The following is a 22,249-nucleotide window of genomic DNA, read 5'->3' as shown; positions in this document are numbered from 1 at the left end:
CCACCGACCTACAACTTCTTTGACCCTTGAAAACTTCTCCGGACCGGACCAATAGGGCTAACCAAGCACTTACCAATCGATAAAAAAACGCCGCCAGTCTCAAGGACTGCGGCGTTTTTTCATTGGCGTGGCACACGGCCACGCGCATGGTGCATCAAGCCAGTGTGTCGGCCCAGATGTTTTGCGCCCAAGACAAAGCGTATACCCCTTCCAGTTCATTGGCAGCGCTAGACACGCCCCCCGAGCCCGGCACGGTCAGCATTGTTTTCTTCTCGGCGTCGTAGCGGTGCACGCTGGCCACGTGGACCACGTCTTTGCTGCTGACAAAGCTGTAGCAGGTGTTGTTGTAGATGGGCATGGGGTTGACTTCTCTGCCCATCAACAAAGCGATGACCGCTGCCGCACAGGTCTTGCCGTGCTGGTTGGCCATGTGGCCCGACTTGGGCATCAAGGGCGCGACTTGGATCGCATCGCCCAATACGTGAACGTTCTTGGCCGCTTTGGATTCAAAGGTGAGGAAGTCCACTTCGCACCAGCGCTTGTTGGCGGTGGCCAGTCCGGCGTTGACCGCGATGTCACCCGCACGCATGGCCGGAATCACATTCAAAACGCTGGCCTTGACGTCTTCGTTGAACTCGAACTTCAAGGTTTTGTTGGCCACATCCACATCGGTGACGTTGTGTTTGCCACGGTATTCGATGATGCCCTTGTAGCGGTCAGTCCAGGCCTTCTTGAACAAAGCAGGCTTGGAAGTGACGTCGTCGTTGGCGTCCAAGATCAAAACCTTGCTCTTGGGTTTGGCTTTGGTGAAGTAGTCGGCCACCTGGCAAGCCCGCTCGTAAGGGCCAGGAGGGCAACGGTAGGGGGCCAGCGGGATGGACATGGCGAACACGCCGCCATCGGGCATGGCCTCGAGTTGCTTGCGCAGGGTCACGGTTTGCTCGCCGGCCTTCCAGGCGTGCATCACTTGCTCTTTGGCGCCTGCACGGTTCATACCGGGTAAGGTTTCCCACATGAAGTCCACACCGGGCGAGACGATCAAGCGGTCATAAGTCAACTCGGTGCCACCGGCCAGTTTGACGATGCGCTTGTCGGCATCGATGGTATTGACGCGGTCCTTGATGATCTTGACACCGTGGCGCTTGGTCAGATTGTCATAAGGAGTGGTGACGTCAGCAATGGTCTTGCTGCCACCGATCACCAAGTTGGAGATGGGGCAGGAGATGAAGGCATCACTCGGCTCGACCAAGGTGACCTGGATCTTGTGCTCAGACCACATGCGCAGGTATTTGGCGGCCGTGGCACCCGCGTAGCCCCCGCCAATGACCACCACCTTGGGGCCACTGCCGCCACCCATGGTGGCACAGCCCGAAACCAGTCCCATGGCACCCAAAGCGGAGCCGGTCTGCAAAAAATGACGACGTTGCATGGCAGTTCTTCCTTATTTCTTCTGGGCGGCAAAGTAGCCAGCGATGGCGGCGATTTGCTCGTCGGAATAGCCCTTGGCGAGCTGGTGCATGATGGTGGCCGCTGGCACGCGACCGGCTTTGTAATCCAGCATTTTCTGAATGGTGACTTCTTTGGCCACACCGGCCAAAGAAATCATGCCGGGCTGAGCATGACCGTTGGTGCCGTGGCAGGCGGCGCACGAAGCGGCCCAGCTGCGTACATGCACCGGATCGACCTGGGCTTGCGCCAGGCCAGACAAGGCGACCAAGGCGGCCGCTGTCAAAGTGTGATGAATCTTCATGGGAAAAATCCTCGTAAAAAATAGACGGGGCGAATGAACCGATTCTTGCCCATCATGGGCGCAAATACACAAATTTCTCGTTGGCCTGCAGCTTGGCCACTTCGGCTACACCGGAGGGCACCACTTTGGCTTCCATCAGCAGTTTATCGGCAGAGATTTTGCGCGACACCAGGGTGTTGTTGCACACACGGAACTCCACGCCCTTGTTGACCAGGTCACTGACGCCACCGGCAAAAGGCTGGTCCATCTGGTTGGTGGCACCGTCAATCAAAAAGTCGATGCCCAGACCATGGGTGACGACCACAATTTTGGCGGTCGGATCAGCGGCCAGGTGGTTGCGGATGTTGCCGATGGCCCGTGATGCCTGGGGGATGCCTTCGCTCAGGTGGTAGACCACCTTGATGTCGGCCCAGCTCAGGGTGCAGGCCAGCAGGCCGACCATCCATAACAGGTGTTTCTTCATTCGTTTCTCCTTAAGTATGGATATTAGCGGCGACCAGGGCGAATGTGAGCCCGTGAAAACCCGGTCTCAAACTGACGTTTATCTTTCAATCGCTTTCGCTGGCGATCTGCACACACACGGCGCGGCACAGCGTGACGACGCGCTCGTTGACGATGCGGTAGTAAATTTGTACACCTTCGCGGCGCTTGCCCAGCACGCCCGCTTGGTACAAGGTGTTCAAGTGTTGCGACATGTTGGGCTGGGTGGTGTCGATCTCGGCCAGCAACTCGCCCACATTCTTTTCGCCATTGCACAGGGCGCTGATGATGCGCAAGCGCATGGGGGCGGACATGACGCGAAACAAATCGGCGGCTTTTTCAAAAACCTCTTCCGATTCGGTCAGGGCGTTGTCTTCGGGTGGTGCTGTTTTGGCCATATTGTCTTTTCGTCGAATGTCTCATATGCCGCACGATTTTCCTGCAAAAGACCACAGACAGTGCCGATGCGAAAGAGACGGGCAGGCTCGTGGCAACCTTGAAAGCATGAAGCCTTGGCATTGTGGTCAATATTGGCGGGGTTTCCAACCATTGATTTGTTCTTTGCTTATGCAGAAATAAAGATAAGCGACCCGATGCGACAAGGGCTCAGGTTTTGGGCAGCGTCACGCCCACTTGGCCTTGGTATTTACCGCCCCGGTCTTTGTAGCTGGTCTCGCAGACGTCGTCTTTGTCACTCTCGAAAAACAGCACCTGGGCGCAGCCTTCGCCAGCATAAATTTTGGCAGGCAGTGGCGTGGTGTTGCTGAACTCCAGCGTGACATAGCCTTCCCATTCGGGCTCGAAAGGGGTGACGTTGACGATGATGCCGCAACGGGCATAGGTGCTTTTGCCCAAACAAATGGTCAGCACATTGCGCGGAATCCGGAAGTACTCCAGGGTGCGGGCCAACGCGAAACTGTTGGGCGGGATGATGCAGACATCGCTGTGGATGTCCACAAAGCTGCGCTCGTCGAAGTTTTTGGGGTCGACCACGGTGCTGTAGATGTTGGTGAACACCTTGAATTCAGGGGCGCAGCGGATGTCGTAGCCATAACTGCTGGTGCCGTAGCTGACGATTTTTTGACCCGTCGCGTCTTGGCGAATCTGGCCCGGCTCAAACGGCGAAATCATGCCGTGCTCTTGCGCCATGCGGCGGATCCATTTGTCGCTCTTGATGCTCATCGCTCAACCTTTGAATGTTTTGGGCATTTTAAGGGCGCGCACAAAGCCCTTTGGCGATCTGCTCAGTCCGGGTGTTTTCGCTCATTCATGTCCAAGCCCCTTGTCACGCACTCGACTGTGCAAACAAATCAGCTCAAAGTATTTCGTATACGATATTCGAAATACTTTTTATACCATGCTGCCTTGGATCACCCTGGACACCTCTGACCGCATCAAAACCATGCGGGACACCTCACTGGCAAAGCTGGTGCGGGAGGATCTGCTCGAACACATTCTCCAAGGTCATTTGCAACCGGGTGACCGCATCAACGAACCCGATGTGGCCAAACGCTTGCAGGTATCCCGGGTGCCCGTACGCGAGGCTTTGCGTGAATTGGAAAGCTCCGGATTGGTGGTCTCGCGCAAACATGCGGGTGTGTTTGTCAGAGCCATCGAAGCGCAGGAAGTACGTGATTTGTATGAAATTCGCAGCTTGCTTGACGGCTTTGCTGGAGCCAAAGCGGCCACCTTGCCCCAGGCAGAGCGACAAGCGCTGACCCAGGCCCTGAATGTCTCCATCGCCGCCATGCGACAAGCGCACGACAAAAACAGGCTGTCTGCTTATTACTCGGAAAACCTGCACTTCCATTGGCTGATCGTCGTGGCGGCGCGCAACGAGCAACTCAGCCGCACCTATCAGGAAGTGGTGCAAAAGCTGCACCTGGCACGATTGCAAAGTCTGGCCCAGGTCAGTGGCATGGCCACCTCGATCGCAGAACACCTCAAGATCAGCCAAGCCATTGAGCAGGGGGATGCCCCCAGCGCCCAAAGCCTGCTGGCTGAGCACGTGACTCAGGCTCACCAGCGCTTGACGCGAAGCATGCCCAGCACCGAACAGATTTCAACCACCCCCGAGGAGACCACATGAAACGACGTACCCTGATACAAGCCGCCCCGTTGCTGATGGGCTTGCCTGGCCTGGCCAACGCGCAAGCGGCCTACCCCAATCGCCCCATCAAATACATCGTGCCGGTGGCCCCGGGCGGCGGCTCCGACATGATTGGCCGCCAACTGTGCGACCGCTTGGGCAAAGTGCTGGGCCAAACCATGGTGGTGGAAAACCACGGCGGCGGCGGCGGCGTGATCGCCTCACAAATGGCAGCCAAAGCCGCTCCTGATGGCTACACCCTGATGCAAGGTTATGTGGCCACGCATGGCACAGCACCCGCCACCCGCAAACTCAACTACGACCCCATCAATGACTACACACCGATTGGCATGATCGGCAGCACACCCAACGTGCTCGTGGTCAACGCCAACTTATCGGTCAAAGACGTCAAGGAATTCATCCAATACGTCAAGAAAAATCCTGGCCAAATTTCCTACGGCTCAGCGGGTGCTGGCTCACTGACCCACTTGACGGCCGAATTGTTCAAAGCCCAAACCGGCGCTTTCATGGTGCACATTCCCTACCGTGGCATCGCGCCAGCCACCACTGACCTGATCGCAGGCCAAACACAAGCCATGTTCCCAGGCTTGGCAGCTGCCCTGCCCCACATCCGCAGTGGCCGCGTGCGTGCCTTGGCCGTCACGGGCATGCAGCGCCACCCCGCACTGAAAGATGTGCCCACCATGGAAGAAGCCGGCCTCAAGGGCTTTGATGCGCAGCAGTGGTACGGCGTGGTCGGCCCCGCTGGCATGCCTGCCACCATCGTCAAACAACTCAACGACGCGATGGCCCAAGTGCTGGCTCAGCCCGATTTCCGCGAAAAGCTCAGCGCCGAAGCGGTCGAACTCACCCCCATGACCCCCGCTCAATTTCTGGATTACATGAAGAAAGACCTGGCCCGCTGGACCAACCTGGCCCGCGAACGCAAGATCAATCTGGACGCCTGATTTTTTGAAACCCTGACTGGATTGCACATGACCATCAACACCGCTGTGGCCGCTGACCACAACGCCCCCCCCATCACGGCCGAACTGGCGAAATTTGTCGCCGAACACCGCAGCCAAGGCTGGAGCGAAAGCGTCGAACACGAAGCCCACCGCACTTTCCTGAACTGGCTGGGCTGCGCCATCGGCGCGGCCCGCCACGAGGCGGTGGAATCGGCTCTGGCCGCCGTGCACATGCTCTCCCCCGCACCCCAAGCCACGCTGGCCGGGCGTGCAGAACGTGTGGACATGGCCAGTGCCGCCCTGATCAACGGCATCTCATCGCACACCTTTGACTTTGACGACACCCACCTCAAAACCATCATCCACCCTGCAGGCCCCGTGGCCTCGGCGGTGATGGCTTTGGCCGAAACCCAAAACAGCTCGGGCAGGCAAGTGCTCGACGCTTTGGTCTTGGGCATTGACGTGGCCTGCCGCATGGGCAACTTGGTGTACCCAGAGCACTACGACCGGGGCTGGCACATCACCGGCTCCACCGGCACTTTGGGTGCGGCTGCCGCATGCGCCCGATTGCTGGGCCTCAATGCCCAGCAAACGGCCATGGCTTTGGGCATTGCGGCTTCGCAACCCGTGGGCCTGCGCGAGCAATTTGGCACCATGACCAAGCCCTTTCACCCGGGTGGCGCCGCGCGCGCGGGCTTGATGTCGGCGCTGATGGCCAAGCATGGCTTCACGTCCAGCCCCCGATCGCTGGAAGCCCCACGCGGTTGGGCCCAGGTGTTGTCGACCAAATACGACTGGCGCGAGGCGCAAGACGAATTGGGCCAGCGCTTTGAGATCAGCTTCAACACCTACAAGCCCTTTGCCTGCGGCATCGTGATCCACCCCAGCATCGACGCTTGTGCCCAGCTGCGTGCGCAAGGTGTCAAACCTGAAGAAGTGCAAAGCATCGAACTGCGCGTGCACCCACTGGTGCTGGAGCTGACCGGCAAGAAGACACCGCAAGACGGCTTGCAAGGCAAGTTCAGCGTGTACCACGGCTGCGCGGTGGGCCTGCTCTTTGGGCGCGCGGGCGAAGAGGAGTTTTCAGACCACATCGTTCGGCGCGAAGACGTCGTGAACTTGCGCAACAAGGTGCAAGCGGTGGTGGACACCTCGGTGCGTGAAGAAAGTGTGCACGTCACGGCCCACCTGACAGATGGCCGCAGCGTGAAGGTGCATGTGGAACACGCCATTGGTTCTTTGCAAAAGCCCATGACCGATACCGACCTGGAGGGCAAGTTCCGTGACCTGTCCGACCCGATTTTGGGTGCGGCCCGGGTCAATGACATTCTGAAAAGCTGCTGGAGCCTGGGCACTGCACCCAACCTGCAAGGGCTGCTCGCATTGCTCAAGCCTTGACCGATCTGGGTCAGCTTAAAAAAGCCAAGGCCAACCGGCCTTGGCTTTTTTGACGTCAGGATATGGGGTGCGCTAACCCATCGGACATGGGCGCCAGCTTCAGCGCGACACACGCCCCTGCACGCCTTGCACCAGGTAGTTCATGTTCAGGATCTGGGTGTCGCTCAGGGTTTGGCCTGCGGGCAGCACCAACTTACCCTCGTTGTCGGTGATCGGGCCGGCAAACGGCAGCAGCTTGCCTGTGCCCACGGCTTTTTGCTTGGCCCCAATCTCGTCTTGCACGCCCTTGGGCACCTTGGGGCCAAAGTCGCCGACGCGGACCATGCCGTCCTTCACGCCGCCCCACACACTGCCGCTTTTCCAACTGCCGGCCAAAGCCGCCTTGACACGGGCGGTGTAGTAGTCGCCCCACTGGTGGGTCACGGCAATGATTTGCGCATCCGGCCCGATCTTGCGCATGTCGGAGTGGTAGGCGATGGCCATCTTGCCGCGCTCTTGCGCTGCGGCCATCACCGCGGTGGACCCCGTGTGGAACGCGATCACATCCACGTCTTGATTGAACAGCGCCATGGCCGCTTCGCGCTCTTTGGGTGGGTCAAACCAAGCGTTGAGCCAGACCACCTTGACGGTGGCTTGGGGGTTGACCGAGCGCATGCCCAAGGTGAAGGCGTTGATGCCTTGCAGCACCTCGGGGATCGGGAAACCCGCCACATAACCGGCCACATTCGATTGGGTCATGCGCCCGGCGGCGATGCCCGCCAGATAGCGGCCTTCGTAATAACGGGCGTTCGACGCGGCCACGTTGGGCGCGGTCTTGAAGCCGGTGACCGATTCAAATTTCACATTTGGAAATTCTTTGGCTACCTTGAGCGTGGGCTCCATGTAGCCAAAGCTGGGGGTGAAAATGATTTGGTGGCCCTGCTGAGCCAAGTCGCGGATCACGCGCTCGGCATCAGCGCCCTCGGCCACATCGGCCACAAAGGTGGTCTTGACCTGTTGGCCCAAAGCCCGCTCGACCGCCTTGCGGCCCTCGTCATGCTGCCGGGTCCAGCCCGCTTCGGTGATGGGCGAGACATAAACAAAACCGGCCTTGATGGGCTCGGTGGATTTGGGAGTGGTTTGTGCCCGAACAGCGGGAAGAAAAAAGCAGGCGGCCACGAGCGTGGCAGCGAGGTTTTTATACATGGTAGTCCTCTACATGGCCCCGAGATTGAACAAAACAAAGCCCGCAGGGGCGGCGGGCTTCGGGGTGGGATTTTAGCAAGTGCCCTGGGTCACTCAGTCCTGCTCAGCAAACCCCTGAAAGCAAACTTTCAGTTCATGCATCCAGCGGTGCTTGTCAGGCTCAGGCGCAAAGCTCGCTTCAATGCTGTTGGCCGCCAGCTTGTAGGCTTGTTGGGCGTTCAGGTGCAGCGCGGCAAAGGTCTGCAGATAGTTGTCGTTCAGGTAGCCACCAAAGTAGGCAGGGTCGTCCGAGTTGAGGGTCACGCACAGACCGGCGTCCAGCATCTGGCCCAGGTTGTGGTCGGCCAGATTTTTGAACACGCACAGTTTGAGGTTGGACAGCGGGCATACGGTGAGCGGCATGTGGCTGTCGGCCAGGCGCTTCATCAAGGCGGCATCGTGGATGGCTTGCACGCCGTGGTCGATGCGCTCGACTTTCAGCACATCGAGTGCACTCCAGATGTAAGCGGGTGGGCCTTCTTCGCCCGCATGGGCCACACAGTGCAAGCCCAGTTCGCGGGCACGGGAAAACACGCGGGCAAACTTTTCGGGCGGGTGGCCCAGCTCGCTCGAATCCAGGCCCACGCCGATGAAGTGCTCACGCCAAGGCATGGCCTCTTCCAGTGTGGCCAAAGCGTCTTCTTCAGACAGGTGGCGCAAAAAGCACAAGATCAGATCGGCGCTGATGCCCCACTTCGCCTGCGCATCGCGGCAGGCACGGCTCAGGCCTTCGATGACCGCGCCCATGGCCACGCCGCGCGCCGTATGGGTCTGCGGGTCAAAAAACAGCTCGGCACGCACCACATGGTCGGCGGCGGCTTTTTCAAAATACGCCCAAGCCATGTCGTAAAAGTCTTGTTCGTGCAGCAGCACGCTGGCCCCGGCGTAATACAAATCCAAAAAGCTTTGCAGGTTGCTGAAGGCATAGGCGCTGCGCAAGGCCGCCACATCGGCATAGGGCAGTGGCACGCCATTGCGCTGGGCCAGCGCAAAGATCAACTCGGGTTCGAGCGAGCCCTCGATGTGGATGTGCAGCTCGGCCTTGGGCATGGCACGCAGCAACTCGGGCAAACGCGATGCGGAAACCGCGTGGACTTTGAACATGCTCATTCCTCCTTGAAAAACGCTGCCCGAATCAGGGCTTCGTCCAGTTGCTCAAACGTGGTGTTGTGCCGATCGGTCAATGGGCCGTCGCCGGGCATCACCTGACCCGATGGCCCGTAACCCACAGCCTTGAACTTCCACTGGCCTTGGATCCATTTGAAGTTGCCCACGTGCAGGCCGGCGGGGTTGTGCAGGGCACAGATGCCGTTGTTGACCGAGGTACGCAAAATGGAAGTCATGCCCTATTTTGCATGCACAGCAGACTGCAAAACCATGGCCTGAAAGTGTCAGCTCAAGATGGCCATCTAAAACCCTGGTGTGCGCCAAAGCCCGTCGTGTTTTGTCGCACAAATTACAGCGCATTCCAGTCTTTGTGCAAGTATCCATTGTTATCTCTCTTTGACATCGGCACAACCTCACTGGAGTTCCAATGACCCGCATGACCAAGCCCCTGTTTGCTCTTTTGTCTGGCCTGTTATTGGCCTTGGCCTCACCTGTGATGGCGCAGACTTTCCCCAACAAACCCATCCGCATCATCGTGCCCTTCCCACCGGGTGGTGGCAACGATGTGATTGCGCGGGTGGTGGCGCAAAAACTGAACGAACGCTTGGGCCAGCAGGTGGTGATCGACAACCGGGCCGGTGCCAATGGCATTGTGGGTCTGCAGGCCTTGATGCAAGCGCCGGCCGACGGCTACACCCTGGCTGTGGCAGCGGCTGGGCCCATGGCCGTGAACCCCAGCCTCTACGAAAAGTTACCTTATGACCCGTTGAAGGATTTCGCCCCCATCACCAACATGGTGAACTTTCCACTGTTGCTGGTCACGCACCCCTCCGTTCCGGCCAAAACAACGCTGGAGTTGATCAACCTGGCCAAATCCAAGCCCAAACAGTTGTTCTTTGCATCGCCCGGCAGCGGCAACTCGGGCCACTTGGCTGGCGAGTTGTTCAACGCGATGGCCAACGTGCAAACGGTGCATGTGCCCTACAAAGGTCAAGGTCCGGCCTTGACCGATTTGCTGGCTGGACAAGTTCAAATGCTCTACAGCAGCATCCCTTCCGTGATCAACCAGGTGAAATCGGGCCAGCTCAAAGCGATTGCCGTGGGCAGCGCCAAACGCGTGCCTTCCTTGGCCGACATCCCCACGATTTCCGAAAGCGGATTGCCGGGCTATGAAGCCTATTCGTGGGTCGGCATTGTGGCACCGGCCAAGACACCCAGAGACATCGTGGTGCGGCTGAACCGTGAAATTGTGGACATTCTCAAGTTGCCCGATGTGGCCGAGAAATTGAACCAACAAGGCGCCTTGCCGGTGGGCGACACGCCCGAGCAATTTGCCAGCTACATCAAGGACGAAATCGCCAAATGGGGCGCTGTCGTGCGCTCGGCCAACATCAAAGCAGATTAAAAATCCAATGAAAAAAACCACCAACAAGAAGCCCAGCACTCAAGCCCCATCCGAGGGCTACAAAGCCGGCTTGGCCATGCGCAAAAAGGTGCTGGGTGATGAATATGTCGAACGCTCATTTGCCAACGCCGATGACCTGAACATGCCTTTTCAGGAACTGGCCACCGAGTTCGCCTGGGGCAAAGTCTGGACCCGCCCGGGCCTGACCCTGAAAGAGCGCAGCTTGGCCACGCTGTCGATGTGCATTGCCTTGAACCGACCTGCCGAAATCAAGATTCATCTGCGTGGTGCGGTGCGCAATGGCGTGTCGCGCGAAGAACTGCGCGAGCTGATTTTGCACTCCTTCCTTTACTGCGGCGGCCCTGCCGCACTGGACGCCTACAAGGCGGTGCGGGACGAATTGCCCTTGATCGAAGCGGCGGAAAAAGAGGCCAAGAAACTGGCACGCCCCGCCAAAACAAAAACCGTCAAAAGTCCTGTCAAAACCACCGCTAAAGTCAAAGCCAAACCAACAGCCCAAGCCAAGATCAAGGCTTGAGCGGTTTTTTGCCTCGGCCCTTGGCAGGCGCAATGCCCGCCATGGCCGACATGACCTCGGCAGTCGAGGCTGTGTCTTCCATGGCAAGCCCCAGGGCCATGGCGCTGGTGTAGATGGCGGCGCAGGTCGAAAACAGCGGGGTCGGGCAGTCCACCGACTTGGCCATGTCGCCAATCACCTGCATGTCCTTTTGCCAAACCTCGACCTTCATGGTCGCCGGGCTGTATTGGCGCTCCAGCATCATGGGCATGCGCAGACGCATGACGCCCGTGCCCAGCACGGGGCTGTTGCCAAAGAGGTCAAGAACGTCTTGGGGGTTCAACCCCATTTTTCGGGCCAGGGTCACCGATTCCGCATAGGCCACGTTGTAAATGGCCACCAGGTGGTTGGCCGCAAACTTCATTTTGGTGCCGTTGCCATAAGGCCCGACAAAGGACACCTTGTCGGTGAACACCTGCAACACGGGCAAGACCTTGCGGTGGGCCGTTTCCTTGCCGCTGACAAAAAACGTCCAGGCCCGATCTTTGATGCGCACTGCCGTGCCGCTGATGGGCGCATCCAGGGTAACGATGCCCAGCTTGCCCAGGGCTTGGGCACAGGCATCTTTGTCCGCCATGGGCAAGGTGCTGGTCTCGATGACGATGGGCTTGTGGGCCCATTGCGCCTTGGGCACAGAAGCGATCGATTCGGTCACCTGGGCCAGCGCTTTCGCGGTCGACAAAGACACGATCACCACATCCGATCGACCCGCCACCTCGGCCGCACTGCCGAGGCACACGCCACCTGCACGCTTAAGGCGAGCCAGGGCCTTGGCATCGATGTCGCAACCGCAAACCGTGTAGCCCTGTTTCAGCAAAGCCTCGGCCATGGTGCCCCCCATGATGCCCAGACCCACAATGCCCACGCGAGGCAAAGTCGCCTGGGCTTTTCCGGACGCGGCCATGGGCTTAACCGGCCACCAGGCCAGCAGCCTGGATGCCCGCGATGCAGATCAACTCATCTTCGTCGCCTGTGCCGCCACTGGCCCCGGCAGAACCCAGGATGTGACCGGCTGCGTCCTTGATGAGAACGGCACCCGTTTGAGGCAAGAACTTGCCCTCGGCCGTGGCGGCCAAGGCAACAAAAAAATTCGGGTTGTCCTTGGCCCGCTCGGCCAGCGCACGGCTGGACGAACCCATGCCCACAGCGCCCCAAGCCTTGCCGCGCGCGATGTCGAAGCGGAACATGCTGGCACCGTCTTCACGCGAAAAAGCCACCAACTGCCCCGAGGCATCGAGTACCACAATGCCCATGGGTTTGTAATTGGCAGCCCGAGCGGCCTGGATGGCGCCTTGCAAAATTTGATGGGCTTGGTTCAAAGTCAGAGCATTCACGACAAATTTCCCGATAGAAATAAAAGACAGATTCAGCCTATCAGAATCACATGCCAAGCCTGTCTTGTGCTTGACAAAGGTCCCAAGCAAGGTGGCATCGCACTGCGCCTTCAGACACTGACCGCTTTGTTAAACCAGCTTGTCCACGGCGCGTGAAAAACTGACCTTTTTTTGACTGAAAGCCTCGTGTTGCTCCTCCACTTTGTCCAGCTCGTACAGGTAATTGACCATGAGGCCACCTGCCTGTTGCAGCCCTTTTTTGGACAGGTCAGCGGCCCAATTGATCTGGTGCAGGGTCGCGCCATTGCTCAGGTGGAACTTGCCGACCGCATCGCCCCGAGCTTCGGGGCTCTTGTGCATCAGGTACAGGGCGCACAGGCGCAAGATCGCGGTTTTTTCATCATCGGCACAGCGATCAGGGTGCCAGCCGGTCTTCAGGCGATCGGCCCAGCTCATGTCACCCACCGACAGGGTTTTTTGGGCTTCTTGCCATTTTCGGCGCTGCACCGCACTGAGTTTTTCTTCGGGCAAAGGCGCGCCCACGTCCAGCCATGCACTCCAGCCGGGAATGGGTGACAAGGTGCAAAAGGTTTTCAGGGAGGGCATCTCCTCAATCAATTTTTGCGCCACACGCTTGATCAAAAAGTTGCCCAAGGACACGCCTTTGAGGCCGGGTTGGCAATTGCTGATGGAGTAAAAAATGGCGGCCTTAAAACTTTTGGGTTCACCCACCGGGGTCTGTTTGTTGATCAGCCCCGCAATGTCTTTGGCGATGCCAGGTACCAAGGCCACCTCGACAAAAATCAAGGGTTCACCTGGCAGTTGTGGATGGAAGAATGCAAAACAGCGGCGGTCCGGTTGCAAGCGGCGGCGCAAATCTTCCCAGCCATCGATGGCGTGCACCGACTCGTGCTCAATGATTTTCTCGAGCAGCTGGGCTGGCGAGTTCCAGGTGATTTGGTGCAACTCCAAAAAGCCGGGGTTGAACCATGAACTGAGCAGGTGGTGCATGTCGGCATCTGTGGCCGCAAAAGCCGGGTGCTCTTTCAGATAGGTCAGCAAGGTCTGACGCATCTTCAAGATGGTCGAGGTGCCCGCAGGCGCCCGGTTCACGCGCCGCAGCAGCTCTTGCCTAGGCGGCTCGACGGTCTGGAACAAATGAATCAGGCTGGCTTCGTTGCGTTCAGCGTTGTATTTGTTGGCGGCATCCAGAACCATGGTCGGGTCCGGGTTGAACTGGCTGGACAGGAAATGGAAAAAGTCGATCTGGCTGCGCTTGTCCAGGTGCTCGTAGTGGTCGATCAGTTTCACGGCCATGCTCTGCGCATTGGCCTCACCCCGAGCACTCAGCAGCTTTTTGGCGCTGAGTTTGGCGGCATCGAGTTGCTTGTTTTGAATGAAGCGTTCCAGCATGAAAGACCCTTCAAGGTGCGGTGAATGAAATCAATGGGAAGCCGACCCCGTGAACACCAGCTTACACGCTGAAAATTGGCGCTGACGCTCACACATCACGTTTTCTGAAAATCACCCCGCTCCATCCACCACGACACCGCAAACCCCACCACCAAACCCCAGAAGGCCGCGCCAATATTGAAAAGCCCAATGTCGGCCACTGTGACCAACAGGCTGACCAGTGCCCCCAGCGAGAATTTGCCTGCGCCAAACGAAGCCACAAACGCGCCTTGCAGCACCCGCAACATGGCCAGACCGCCCAACACCATGATGAATTCTTTGGGCGCGGCCAGCATGAGCCCGGTGAAAGTGGGCGCCATCAGACCAAACAGCAAGGCCAGCACGCCAAACAACAACGCACCAATGTAGTGGCGATGCTTTTCGCCGGACGAGGTGAGCAAGCCGTTGGTCGGACCCGTCAGGCATGTGCTGACCGCACCAAACACCGCGCTCACCGCCGCGCCCACACCGCAGGCCACGGCAATCATGTTCACGGGTGGCTCGTGCCCCGCGTTTTTGAGCACCGCCACGCCCTGCCCGTTTTGCACCACCAGCACCGTGATGGCCAGCGGCACCACCAACTCCAGCATGGCGGCAAACGACCAGACTGGCACTTGAATGACCGGCTGCGCCAAACTCAGCTGCCCCACGGCCGAGGCGTCCAGCCTGCCCGACACCGCCACCGCCAAAGCCCCCACCAACAAAGCGCCGATGACAGGCGGCAGGCGCCTGCCCCAATCGGCACGCACCGAGAGTAACAAAAACACGGCCACCATCGGGGCTGCAATGGCCACATCGCTTTGCAGCGCCCGCACGATGTCCAGGCCAAAGCGCAAGAACACCCCAGCCACCATGCCCATGACAATGGGCATGGGCAAAGCCGCCATCAAGCGCTTGACCCAACCACTCAAGCCCAACACCAGCACCAAAGCACTGGTGACATAAAAGGCACCGATCACCTCTGGAAAAGTCAGGTGTTGCAAGGCCGGCCCGACCAGCACCGTGCCGGGAATCGTCCAGCCAAACGCCAGCGGCGTGGTGTAGCGCCAGCTCATCAGCATGCTGACCAGGCCGTTGACAAAAAACACCCCGAAGACCCAGGACGCCAGTTCCTCCGGCGACAGGCCACCGCCAGTGCCCACCGACAAAATGACGGCCACCGGGCCAGTGGCGGCAAAGATAAAACCAATCAAGGCATTGGCGGCGTAGGTGCTGCCAAAGTCAGACAGGATTTGCCGCCCGCTTCTGCGCGAGGCTGTGGAGGATTCCAGGTTTTTGAACAAAGCTTGGGCCTAGGTGGTGTGGGCAAGGGGCTGAGGGTATCAAAAAAAAGCCGCCCGACTTGCATCGGGCGGCTTCGTGCGGTCAGCGCCTTTGCGGCGCGAGCCGTCACTTGCCTGGGATCTTGCCTTCCACGCCCTTGACGTAGAACATCACACCACCCAAGAACTTGTCGTCGGCGACAGTGTCTTTGGCCAGCATTACCTTACCGGCCTGATCCACGATCGGCCCCTTCCAGATCGAGAAGCTGCCGTCTTTCAGACCGGCTTTGATTTCGTCGATGCGCTTTTTGGTGTCTTTTGGCACGTCTGCGGCCACGTTGACCATGTCGATCGCGCCTTCTTTCACGCCCCACCAGCTTTGACCCGTGGTCCATTTGCCTTCCAGGGCTTCCCCCACGGCCTTGACGTAGTAAGGGCCCCAGTTGTTAACAGCAGAGCCCAAGTGGGCTTTGGGGCCGTAAGCGGTCATGTCGGAATCCCAGCCGAAGGCGCGCTTGCCCATTTTTTCGGCGGTCTGCAGCACAGCCGACGAGTCGGTGTTTTGCATCAGCACGTCCGCACCGCCGTTGATCAGTAATGTCGCGGCTTCTGTTTCTTTCGGTGGGTTGAACCACTCATTGACCCAGACCACTTTGGTCTTGATCTTGGGGTTGACCGACTGCGCGCCCATGGTGTAACTGTTGATGTTGCGAATGACCTCGGGGATTGGGATGGAAGCCACCACCCCCAAGACGTTGGTCTTGGTCATCTTGCCCGCGATCACGCCCGCCAAATACGCGCCTTCGTAGGTGCGGCTGTCGTAGGTACGCATGTTTTCGGCAGTTTTGTAGCCGGTGGCGTGCTCAAACTTGACACCCTTGTTGTCCGCAGCGACTTTGAGCATGGGCTCCATGTAGCCAAAGGTGGTGCCGAAAATCAGCTTGTTGCCTTGGGCCGCCATGTAGCGGATCACGCGCTCGGCGTCCGCGCTTTCTGGCACTTTTTCAACGAAGGTGGTGACGACCTTGTCGCCGAAGGCTTTTTCGATTTCTTTGCGACCGTTTTCGTGAGCAAAGGTCCAGCCGCCGTCGCCCACGGGGCCGACGTACGCAAACGCGATCCTCAAAGGTTGCTTCGCGACTAATTTATTGGTCGAAGTTGGTTTATTGACCGGTAATTGTGCGGGTGCGGGTGCGGGTGCTGGTGCTGGTGCTGGTGCTGGTGCTGAATTTGAGGTTGTAAGTCGCGCAATGTTGGCTTTTGCCAAATGGGCGTATCGCCCCGTGGGATAGCTCAGCAGGTAAGCTTCATAGGCTTCTTTGTTGCCTGCCGCCTTGACATCTTCCCAAAACTTTTCATCTTTTGTCTGAGTCGAAACTAAAGGCTCTGTGCTATTCGATGTTTGCACCGTCGTCGGTCCAAAAAAATAAAAGTTACCTCGGGACTCGTTGTAGATTGCGGGTCGCTGTTCATGGCTAATCGAATCAGCCAATTTTTCAACTGCATCCTGTACTTCCCGCATCAAGTCTTCAATCCGGACGCCAGGTTTTTTCATGCGTTTAATAAATTCTCGGGTGAAAACGCCGTTTGGATTGGGATCTTTTTCACTCAGTCGATCAAGCGCCTCTTGCCCTCGGCTTGCTGAGAACACGACCATCTGCCCCTTTGGTGGCTCAACTGCACTCAACCCCCTAGTGGCACCCACGCTACGTCCTTTGGATTTCAATGGGTTATTTCGGCATGCATCCACCATGACCAAGCTAAATGCTGGCTTGGCTTCGCTAATTTTGTCTATAAGCGCATTAAGTTCATAGGCCGTCTTTTCTACTTCGCTCTCGCTAGTGGCCTCTATATCTGTGGGCAGCAAATAGCTGCCCGCTTTGATTTGAACTCCGTGCCCAGCAAAGAAGACCACGACTTCGTCACCACCGGTGATGTTGGCAGCGAATACCTCAATGGCCTTGACCATGCCGCGGTAATTGAGATCTCTGTGAAGCTGGACAGTGAACCCCGCAGCCCTCAGCTCACGCGCCATTGCAGAGGCATCATTTCCAGCTTTTTGAAGTTTGCTCACAGCGGTGTATTGATCGTTACCCAATACCAAAGCAAGCCGTTTGGCATGTGCAGGCAGCGCAAGGCACACACCAGCCAAGAGCAAAATTAAAAACTTCTTCAATTCTCTGAACATAAAAATCACATGGCCAATTCAGGGTAGATTGTGCTGTTGCAATGAAGTCTAGTGCAAGAAAGATGGCAATTAACCTCCTCGCTGATGCAGTAAAAAAGCTGCCCAAGAGCAGCTTCAGTAGTGGCTTTACGCCACCAGTAGTGCTGTGCCCTTAGGGCTCATTTACCACCAGGAACCTTGCCTTCCACGCCCTTGACGTAGAACATAACGCCACCCAAGAACTTGTCGTCAGCGACAGCGTCTTTGGCCAACATTTCTTTACCGGCTTGGTCCACGATCGGGCCCTTCCAGATCGACAATGTGCCGTCTTTCAGACCGGCTTTGATTTCGGCGATTTTCTTTTGGGTGTCTTCTGGCACGTCAGCGGCCACGTTGACCATGTCGATCGCACCTTCTTTCACGCCCCACCAGGAAGCCTGATTACCGTTCCACTTGCCTTCCAGGGCTTCACCCACGGCCTTGACGTAGTAAGGTCCCCAGTTGATCACGGCCGAACCCAGGTGGGCCTTGGGGCCGTAGGCGGTCATGTCGGAATCCCAGCCAAAGGCGCGCTTGCCCATTTTCTCGGCGGTCTGCAGCACAGCCGAAGAATCAGTGTTTTGCATCAGCACGTCGGCACCGCCGTTGATCAGCGAGGTGGCGGCTTCGGTTTCTTTCGGTGGGTTGAACCAGTCGTTCACCCACACCACTTTGGTTTTAATCTTGGGGTTGACCGACTGTGCGCCCATGGTAAAGCTGTTGATGTTGCGAATCACTTCAGGAATCGGTTTAGAGGCGACAAAGCCCAAAATATTATTCTTAGTCATCTTGCCCGCAATCACGCCAGCCATGTACGCGCCTTCGTAGGTGCGGCTGTCGTAAGTGCGCATGTTCTCGGCGGTTTTGTAGCCGGTGGCGTGCTCAAACTTGACGCCCTTGTTGTCTGCAGCGACTTTGAGCATAGGCTCCATGTAGCCGAAAGTTGTGCCAAAAATCAGCTTGTTGCCCTGCCCAGTCATGTCACGAATCACACGTTCCGCATCTGCATTTTCAAGAACGTTCTCAACTACGCTGGTGACCACTTTGTCACCGAAGGCTTTTTCGATTTCCTTGCGGCCGTTGTCGTGCGCAAAGGTCCAGCCGCCGTCGCCCACAGGGCCGACGTACGCAAACGCGATCTTCAAAGGCTCGGGCTTGGCGGGCGCAGCAGCCGGAGCTTCAGCTTTGGGAGCTTCTTCTTTTTTGCCACAGCCGACCAGCGCGGCGGCGGCCACAGCGGTCAGGGCCACCATCTTGACGATGGAGCGCTTGGAGAGGTCTGTCATGTCAGTTCCTTTAGAACAGGGTTACGGAGGGTTGGGAAAAAAACAATTATGAACCGGGATAAAAGGGCTTGCCCAGCGAGGCTGGCATGTTCACGCGAATCCAGGTCGGGTTGCGCGAGATCAGGGCCAGCACCACGATGGTGGCAATGTAGGGCAGCGCCGTGAGCAACTGGCTGGGCACTTGCACACCCACGCCCTGTAAATGGAACTGCAGCATGGTCACGCCACCAAACAAGTAAGCCCCAAGCAATACGCGTGCCGGACGCCAGGTGGCAAAGGTGGTCAAGGCCAGCGCGATCCAGCCCTTGCCCGCCACCATGCCTTCGACCCACAGCGGGGTGTAGATCACCGAGATGTACGCCCCGGCGAGGCCACACAAGGCCCCCCCGGCCACCACCGCCGCCAGGCGAATGCGGCGCACCGGGTAACCCAAGGCGTGCGCCGAGGCCGGGGATTCGCCCACGGCGCGCAGCACCAAACCGGTGCGGCTGCGGTACAGGAACCAAATCAGGGCCAACACCAGCAGCATGGCACCGTACACCAGCGGGTGCTGTTTGAACAAAGCCGGTCCCACCAGCGGAATGTCGGCCAGATAAGACACCGCAAAATGGGGCCGGTCCGGCAGTTTTTCTTTCACATAGCCAATGCCGACAAAGGCCGAAAAACCCACGCCAAACAGACTCAACGCCAGGCCCGTGGCGTACTGGTTGGTGTTCAGCCAAATCACCAGCACCCCAAAAATGGCCGCCAGCAGCGCGCCCGCGCCCATGCCCGCAGCAAAGCCCAGCCAGTCGTTGCCGGTGTGCACCACGGCCGCAAAGCCGGCAATCGCCGCGCACAGCATCATGCCCTCGGCGCCCAGGTTCACCACCCCGGCTTTTTCATTGATCAGCAAACCCAAAGCGGCAATGGCCAGCACCGTACCCGCATTCAGCGTGGCTGCGATCAGCAATGCATAGGATTCCATCACATGCCTCCTCTCTTTGGCACTGAACTGTGGGCAGCCACCCAGCGCAAGCGGTAGGCCACCAGCGTGTCACACGCCAACAAGCAAAACAGCAGCAAACCCTGGAACACGCCGGTGATCGACTTGGGCAGCCCCAGGCGCGATTGCGCAAGTTCCCCTCCGATGTAAAACATGCTCATCAGCACCGCCGACAACACCATGCCCGCCGGGTGCAAGCGCCCGACAAAGGCCACGATGATGGCGGCAAAGCCATAGCCCGCAGGCACATAAGGCGTGAGCTGCCCGATGGGCCCGGCGACTTCCAAGGCGCCCGCCAAACCTGCCGCACCGCCCGAGGTGAGCAGCGCCACCCACAGCGCCTGGCGCGAAGAAAACCCCGCATAACGCGCCGCCGCCGGGGCCAGCCCGCCCACCTGCTGGGCAAAACCGGCTCGGGTGCGGAACAAGAACACCCACAACAAGCCCGCCCCCAGCAGCGCCAGCAACAAGCCCACGCTGACGCGCGAGCCGTCCATCAAGCGCGGGATTTGCGTGACCGACTCAAAGGTTTTGGACTGCGGGAAATTGAAACCCGCCGGGTCTTTCCAGGGGCCATAAACCAAATAGCTCAGGACCATGTCGGCCACATACACCAGCATCAGGCTAACCAAAATTTCGTTGGCGTTAAAACGGTCGCGCAGCAGCGCCGTGAGGCCTGCCCAAAACATGCCGCCCATCACCCCCGCCAGCAATACGGCCAGCACGATCCAGCGGCCCGTGTCTTTGTCCGCCAGCAGCGCCATGCCCCCGGCGCACACCGCGCCAATCACAAACTGCCCCTCGGCCCCGATGTTCCACACGTTGGAGCGGAAGCACACCGACAAGCCCAGCGCGATGATGAGCAAAGGCGTGGCCTTGACCATCAGCTCGCCCAAGGCATAGCCACTTTTGATGGGCTCCCAAAAGAACATTTGCAGCCCGCGCACCGGGTCTTTGCCCAGCGCCATGAACAGCGCCACACCCAGCAACACCGTCAGCACCAGCGCCAGCACGGGCGAGGCAAAAGTCCACAGGCGCGAGGCCTGGGGCCGCATTTCAAGCTTGAGCATGCTGCGCCTCCTGGCCTTGAACAGCAACGTCGGGCCACAGGCCACTCATCCAATCGCCAATAAGTGCCACCGTGGCCTCGACCCGCGCCACAGAAGGCGACAAACGGCCCTTGGCGATCACATGCATGCGGTCCGACAACTCGAACAATTCTTCCAACTCCTCACTCACCACCAGCACCGCGCAACCGGCGTCGCGCAGCGCCAAAATCTCGGCGCGAATTTGCGCCGCCGCGCCCACGTCGACGCCCCAAGTGGGTTGCGAGACGATGAGCAGCTTCGGGGTCGCGCTGATCTCGCGCCCCACAATGAACTTTTGCAAATTGCCGCCTGAGAGCGACTGCGCTGCGGCGTCAGGCCCCGACGCCTTGACCTTGAAGCGCTCGATGACGCCGCGCGCCTGTTCGGCCAGCGCGCCCGTGCGCACCCAGCCGCCCGCCCCCACGGCTTCGCTGCGGGTGAGCAGCAGGTTTTGCGACAGGCTGAGCGAGGGCACAGCGCCCCGCCCCAGCCGCTCTTCGGGCACAAAGTGCAGGCCCATTTGCCTGCGCGGCACCGGCCCCAGGGCCGCCACCGGATGGCCCAACAAGCTCACACTGGCCGCGCCGCACTGCACGCCTGCGCGAGTGTCTTCGCCCGACAAGGCCCACATCAATTCTTTTTGGCCATTGCCCGACACGCCCGCCAGGCCCACCACCTCGCCTGCACGCACCTGCAGATCAATGCCGTCCAGGTCCACCCCAAACGGGTCTTGGCGCGAGAGACTCAGGCACTTGACCGACAACACCACCGCACCCGGCTCGCGCGCCACATGCTGCAAAGCCGGGGGCTCGGCCCCGATCATCAAGCGGCTGAGGCTGGCGTTGGACTCTTCACGCGGATCGCACACGCCTGTCAGCTTGCCACCGCGCAGCACGGTGCAAGCGCTGCACAGCGCCCGAATTTCATGCAGCTTGTGCGAGATGTACAAAATGCTGACGCCCTGGCTGACCAGCTTGTGCAACACCACAAAGAGTTTCTCCACCGCTTGCGGCGTCAGCACCGAGGTCGGCTCGTCCAAAATCAAGAGCTTGGGCTCGGTCAACAAGGCGCGGATGATCTCCACCCGCTGCATCTCGCCCACACTCAAGGTGTGCACCGGGCGCTCGGGCTGCAGGTCCAGGCCGTACTCGCTGGCCTTGGCCACGATGCGCTCGGTCACCTCGGCCAGACTCAGGTTTTTGTCCAGCCCCAACCAAACGTTCTCGGCCACGGTGAGCGTGTCAAACAGGCTGAAGTGCTGAAACACCATGCTGATGCCCAATTTGCGCGCTTCTTGCGGGTTGCGGATTTGCACCGGCTGGCCATTAAAAAACACCTGCCCCTCGTCGGGCTTGACCGAGCCATAGATGATTTTCATCAACGTGGACTTGCCCGCGCCGTTTTCACCCAGCACGGCATGGGCCTGTCCCGGCATCACGGTGAGCGACACATCCTGGTTGGCCACCACGCCGGGGTAGCGTTTGGTGATGCCTTGCAGAGACAAAAGGGGGGGGGTCATGTCGGATGCGTTGGAGGATCTGAATAAGTGTCTTGCGAAGTCTGTGCCTCAACCGTGGACACCCCCTTGCAAGCCATGAGATTGCCGGACAATGTACCACTACGAACACCTCCTTTTTC

Annotated in this window: 21 protein-coding genes and 2 pseudogenes; 5 read left to right on the top strand and 18 right to left on the bottom strand. The window is 58.9% G+C overall.

Annotation, left to right across the window (positions count from 1 at the left end):
• Positions 1-154: 154 nt before the first annotated feature.
• From Q0O99_RS02335 to dcd, 5 genes are all read right to left on the bottom strand, one after another.
• Positions 155-1,429 (bottom strand): FCSD flavin-binding domain-containing protein, encoded by a 1,275-nt coding sequence (locus Q0O99_RS02335; protein ID WP_293748126.1) that lies wholly within the window; start codon positions 1,427-1,429, stop codon positions 155-157.
• A 12-nt stretch (positions 1,430-1,441) separates the two neighbouring features.
• Positions 1,442-1,750, bottom strand: coding sequence for a c-type cytochrome (locus tag Q0O99_RS02330; RefSeq protein WP_293748124.1), 309 nt, complete (start codon positions 1,748-1,750; stop codon positions 1,442-1,444).
• A 52-nt stretch (positions 1,751-1,802) separates the two neighbouring features.
• Positions 1,803-2,213: a DsrE family protein gene (locus Q0O99_RS02325; RefSeq protein WP_293748122.1), complete on the bottom strand. Its 411-nt coding sequence runs from the start codon at positions 2,211-2,213 to the stop codon at positions 1,803-1,805.
• Positions 2,214-2,298: 85 nt separating this feature from the next.
• Positions 2,299-2,628 carry a helix-turn-helix transcriptional regulator gene (locus tag Q0O99_RS02320; protein ID WP_293748120.1) on the bottom strand — a complete coding sequence of 110 codons (330 nt, stop codon included), beginning with the start codon at positions 2,626-2,628 and terminating at the stop codon, positions 2,299-2,301.
• A 208-nt stretch (positions 2,629-2,836) separates the two neighbouring features.
• Positions 2,837-3,412, bottom strand: a complete 576-nt coding sequence (gene dcd / locus Q0O99_RS02315) for a dCTP deaminase (RefSeq protein ID WP_293748118.1) — start codon at positions 3,410-3,412, stop codon at positions 2,837-2,839.
• Between the two features lie 175 nt (positions 3,413-3,587).
• Between dcd and Q0O99_RS02310 the strand changes: the two genes are divergently transcribed.
• The 3 genes from Q0O99_RS02310 to Q0O99_RS02300 are packed head-to-tail and all read left to right on the top strand — an operon-like array spanning position 3,588 to position 6,685.
• Positions 3,588-4,319 carry a GntR family transcriptional regulator gene (locus Q0O99_RS02310; protein WP_293748116.1) on the top strand — a complete coding sequence of 244 codons (732 nt, stop codon included), beginning with the start codon at positions 3,588-3,590 and terminating at the stop codon, positions 4,317-4,319.
• On the top strand, positions 4,316-5,287 hold the full coding sequence (locus Q0O99_RS02305; RefSeq protein WP_293748114.1) for a tripartite tricarboxylate transporter substrate binding protein: 972 nt from the start codon (positions 4,316-4,318) through the stop codon (positions 5,285-5,287). The genes Q0O99_RS02310 and Q0O99_RS02305 overlap by 4 nt, the downstream gene beginning before the upstream one ends.
• A 27-nt stretch (positions 5,288-5,314) precedes the next feature.
• Entirely contained in the window at positions 5,315-6,685 is a 1,371-nt protein-coding gene (locus tag Q0O99_RS02300; protein ID WP_293748112.1) for an MmgE/PrpD family protein, read from the top strand.
• Positions 6,686-6,784: 99 nt separating this feature from the next.
• Here Q0O99_RS02300 and Q0O99_RS02295 read toward each other — a convergent pair whose 3' ends face one another.
• From Q0O99_RS02295 to Q0O99_RS02285, 3 genes are all read right to left on the bottom strand, one after another.
• Positions 6,785-7,870, bottom strand: a complete 1,086-nt coding sequence (locus tag Q0O99_RS02295) for a BMP family ABC transporter substrate-binding protein (RefSeq protein WP_293748110.1) — start codon at positions 7,868-7,870, stop codon at positions 6,785-6,787.
• Between the two features lie 93 nt (positions 7,871-7,963).
• A complete protein-coding gene (locus Q0O99_RS02290) occupies positions 7,964-9,013 on the bottom strand; it encodes an adenosine deaminase (protein ID WP_293748108.1) in 1,050 nt (349 codons plus the stop codon).
• Between the two features lie 2 nt (positions 9,014-9,015).
• Complete coding sequence (locus Q0O99_RS02285) at positions 9,016-9,252, bottom strand: hypothetical protein (RefSeq protein ID WP_293748106.1); 237 nt, start codon at positions 9,250-9,252, stop codon at positions 9,016-9,018.
• Between the two features lie 191 nt (positions 9,253-9,443).
• Between Q0O99_RS02285 and Q0O99_RS02280 the strand changes: the two genes are divergently transcribed.
• Together Q0O99_RS02280 and Q0O99_RS02275 are read left to right on the top strand one after the other, a co-directional pair.
• On the top strand, positions 9,444-10,421 hold the full coding sequence (locus tag Q0O99_RS02280) for a tripartite tricarboxylate transporter substrate binding protein (RefSeq protein ID WP_293748104.1): 978 nt from the start codon (positions 9,444-9,446) through the stop codon (positions 10,419-10,421).
• A 7-nt stretch (positions 10,422-10,428) separates the two neighbouring features.
• Positions 10,429-10,818: pseudogene (locus Q0O99_RS02275) on the top strand (carboxymuconolactone decarboxylase family protein); the annotation flags it as partial.
• Between the two features lie 130 nt (positions 10,819-10,948).
• Here the strand turns inward: Q0O99_RS02275 and Q0O99_RS02270 are convergent.
• The 10 genes and pseudogenes from Q0O99_RS02270 to Q0O99_RS02225 form a co-directional block, all read right to left on the bottom strand.
• Positions 10,949-11,902 carry an NAD(P)-dependent oxidoreductase gene (locus Q0O99_RS02270; RefSeq protein WP_293748102.1) on the bottom strand — a complete coding sequence of 318 codons (954 nt, stop codon included), beginning with the start codon at positions 11,900-11,902 and terminating at the stop codon, positions 10,949-10,951.
• 4 nt (positions 11,903-11,906) lie between these two features.
• Positions 11,907-12,332 (bottom strand): heme-binding protein, encoded by a 426-nt coding sequence (locus Q0O99_RS02265; protein WP_293748100.1) that lies wholly within the window; start codon positions 12,330-12,332, stop codon positions 11,907-11,909.
• Positions 12,333-12,461: 129 nt separating this feature from the next.
• A complete protein-coding gene (locus Q0O99_RS02260; RefSeq protein ID WP_293748098.1) occupies positions 12,462-13,745 on the bottom strand; it encodes a malonyl-CoA decarboxylase in 1,284 nt (427 codons plus the stop codon).
• Positions 13,746-13,840: 95 nt separating this feature from the next.
• Positions 13,841-15,067, bottom strand: coding sequence for a benzoate/H(+) symporter BenE family transporter (locus tag Q0O99_RS02255; RefSeq protein WP_293748096.1), 1,227 nt, complete (start codon positions 15,065-15,067; stop codon positions 13,841-13,843).
• A gap of 106 nt (positions 15,068-15,173) precedes the next feature.
• Positions 15,174-16,313 carry a BMP family ABC transporter substrate-binding protein gene (locus tag Q0O99_RS02250; RefSeq protein WP_293748140.1) on the bottom strand — a complete coding sequence of 380 codons (1,140 nt, stop codon included), beginning with the start codon at positions 16,311-16,313 and terminating at the stop codon, positions 15,174-15,176.
• A gap of 171 nt (positions 16,314-16,484) precedes the next feature.
• A pseudogene (locus Q0O99_RS02245) lies at positions 16,485-17,234 on the bottom strand (caspase domain-containing protein); the annotation flags it as partial.
• A 158-nt stretch (positions 17,235-17,392) separates the two neighbouring features.
• Positions 17,393-18,538 (bottom strand): BMP family ABC transporter substrate-binding protein, encoded by a 1,146-nt coding sequence (locus tag Q0O99_RS02240; protein ID WP_293748094.1) that lies wholly within the window; start codon positions 18,536-18,538, stop codon positions 17,393-17,395.
• A 46-nt stretch (positions 18,539-18,584) separates the two neighbouring features.
• Entirely contained in the window at positions 18,585-19,505 is a 921-nt protein-coding gene (locus Q0O99_RS02235; protein ID WP_293748092.1) for an ABC transporter permease, read from the bottom strand.
• Positions 19,505-20,593 carry an ABC transporter permease gene (locus Q0O99_RS02230; protein ID WP_293748090.1) on the bottom strand — a complete coding sequence of 363 codons (1,089 nt, stop codon included), beginning with the start codon at positions 20,591-20,593 and terminating at the stop codon, positions 19,505-19,507. The genes Q0O99_RS02235 and Q0O99_RS02230 overlap by 1 nt, the downstream gene beginning before the upstream one ends.
• On the bottom strand, positions 20,580-22,130 hold the full coding sequence (locus Q0O99_RS02225; protein ID WP_293748088.1) for an ABC transporter ATP-binding protein: 1,551 nt from the start codon (positions 22,128-22,130) through the stop codon (positions 20,580-20,582). Before Q0O99_RS02225 ends, Q0O99_RS02230 begins: the two co-directional genes overlap by 14 nt.
• Positions 22,131-22,249: the final 119 nt, after the last annotated feature.

The organism is Limnohabitans sp. Rim8 (assembly GCF_945901735.1).
Taxonomy (GTDB): Bacteria; Pseudomonadota; Gammaproteobacteria; order Burkholderiales; family Burkholderiaceae_C; genus Limnohabitans_A.
The sequence above is the reverse complement of the archived record's forward strand: the minus strand, read 5'-3'. Positions and strand labels throughout refer to the sequence as shown.

What these genes read in the sequence shown, in the direction of transcription:
- Q0O99_RS02335 (WP_293748126.1), bottom strand. Translation starts at nt 1,429, where the DNA reads ATGCAACGTCGTCATTTTTTGCAGACCGGCTCCGCTTTGGGTGCCATG.
- Q0O99_RS02330 (WP_293748124.1), bottom strand. Translation starts at nt 1,750, where the DNA reads ATGAAGATTCATCACACTTTGACAGCGGCCGCCTTGGTCGCCTTGTCT.
- Q0O99_RS02325 (WP_293748122.1), bottom strand. Translation starts at nt 2,213, where the DNA reads ATGAAGAAACACCTGTTATGGATGGTCGGCCTGCTGGCCTGCACCCTG.
- Q0O99_RS02320 (WP_293748120.1), bottom strand. Translation starts at nt 2,628, where the DNA reads ATGGCCAAAACAGCACCACCCGAAGACAACGCCCTGACCGAATCGGAA.
- dcd (WP_293748118.1), bottom strand. Translation starts at nt 3,412, where the DNA reads ATGAGCATCAAGAGCGACAAATGGATCCGCCGCATGGCGCAAGAGCAC.
- Q0O99_RS02310 (WP_293748116.1), top strand. Translation starts at nt 3,588, where the DNA reads ATGCTGCCTTGGATCACCCTGGACACCTCTGACCGCATCAAAACCATG.
- Q0O99_RS02305 (WP_293748114.1), top strand. Translation starts at nt 4,316, where the DNA reads ATGAAACGACGTACCCTGATACAAGCCGCCCCGTTGCTGATGGGCTTG.
- Q0O99_RS02300 (WP_293748112.1), top strand. Translation starts at nt 5,315, where the DNA reads ATGACCATCAACACCGCTGTGGCCGCTGACCACAACGCCCCCCCCATC.
- Q0O99_RS02295 (WP_293748110.1), bottom strand. Translation starts at nt 7,870, where the DNA reads ATGTATAAAAACCTCGCTGCCACGCTCGTGGCCGCCTGCTTTTTTCTT.
- Q0O99_RS02290 (WP_293748108.1), bottom strand. Translation starts at nt 9,013, where the DNA reads ATGTTCAAAGTCCACGCGGTTTCCGCATCGCGTTTGCCCGAGTTGCTG.
- Q0O99_RS02285 (WP_293748106.1), bottom strand. Translation starts at nt 9,252, where the DNA reads ATGACTTCCATTTTGCGTACCTCGGTCAACAACGGCATCTGTGCCCTG.
- Q0O99_RS02280 (WP_293748104.1), top strand. Translation starts at nt 9,444, where the DNA reads ATGACCCGCATGACCAAGCCCCTGTTTGCTCTTTTGTCTGGCCTGTTA.
- Q0O99_RS02270 (WP_293748102.1), bottom strand. Translation starts at nt 11,902, where the DNA reads ATGGCCGCGTCCGGAAAAGCCCAGGCGACTTTGCCTCGCGTGGGCATT.
- Q0O99_RS02260 (WP_293748098.1), bottom strand. Translation starts at nt 13,745, where the DNA reads ATGCTGGAACGCTTCATTCAAAACAAGCAACTCGATGCCGCCAAACTC.
- Q0O99_RS02240 (WP_293748094.1), bottom strand. Translation starts at nt 18,538, where the DNA reads ATGACAGACCTCTCCAAGCGCTCCATCGTCAAGATGGTGGCCCTGACC.
- Q0O99_RS02235 (WP_293748092.1), bottom strand. Translation starts at nt 19,505, where the DNA reads ATGGAATCCTATGCATTGCTGATCGCAGCCACGCTGAATGCGGGTACG.
- Q0O99_RS02230 (WP_293748090.1), bottom strand. Translation starts at nt 20,593, where the DNA reads ATGCTCAAGCTTGAAATGCGGCCCCAGGCCTCGCGCCTGTGGACTTTT.
- Q0O99_RS02225 (WP_293748088.1), bottom strand. Translation starts at nt 22,130, where the DNA reads ATGACCCCCCCCCTTTTGTCTCTGCAAGGCATCACCAAACGCTACCCC.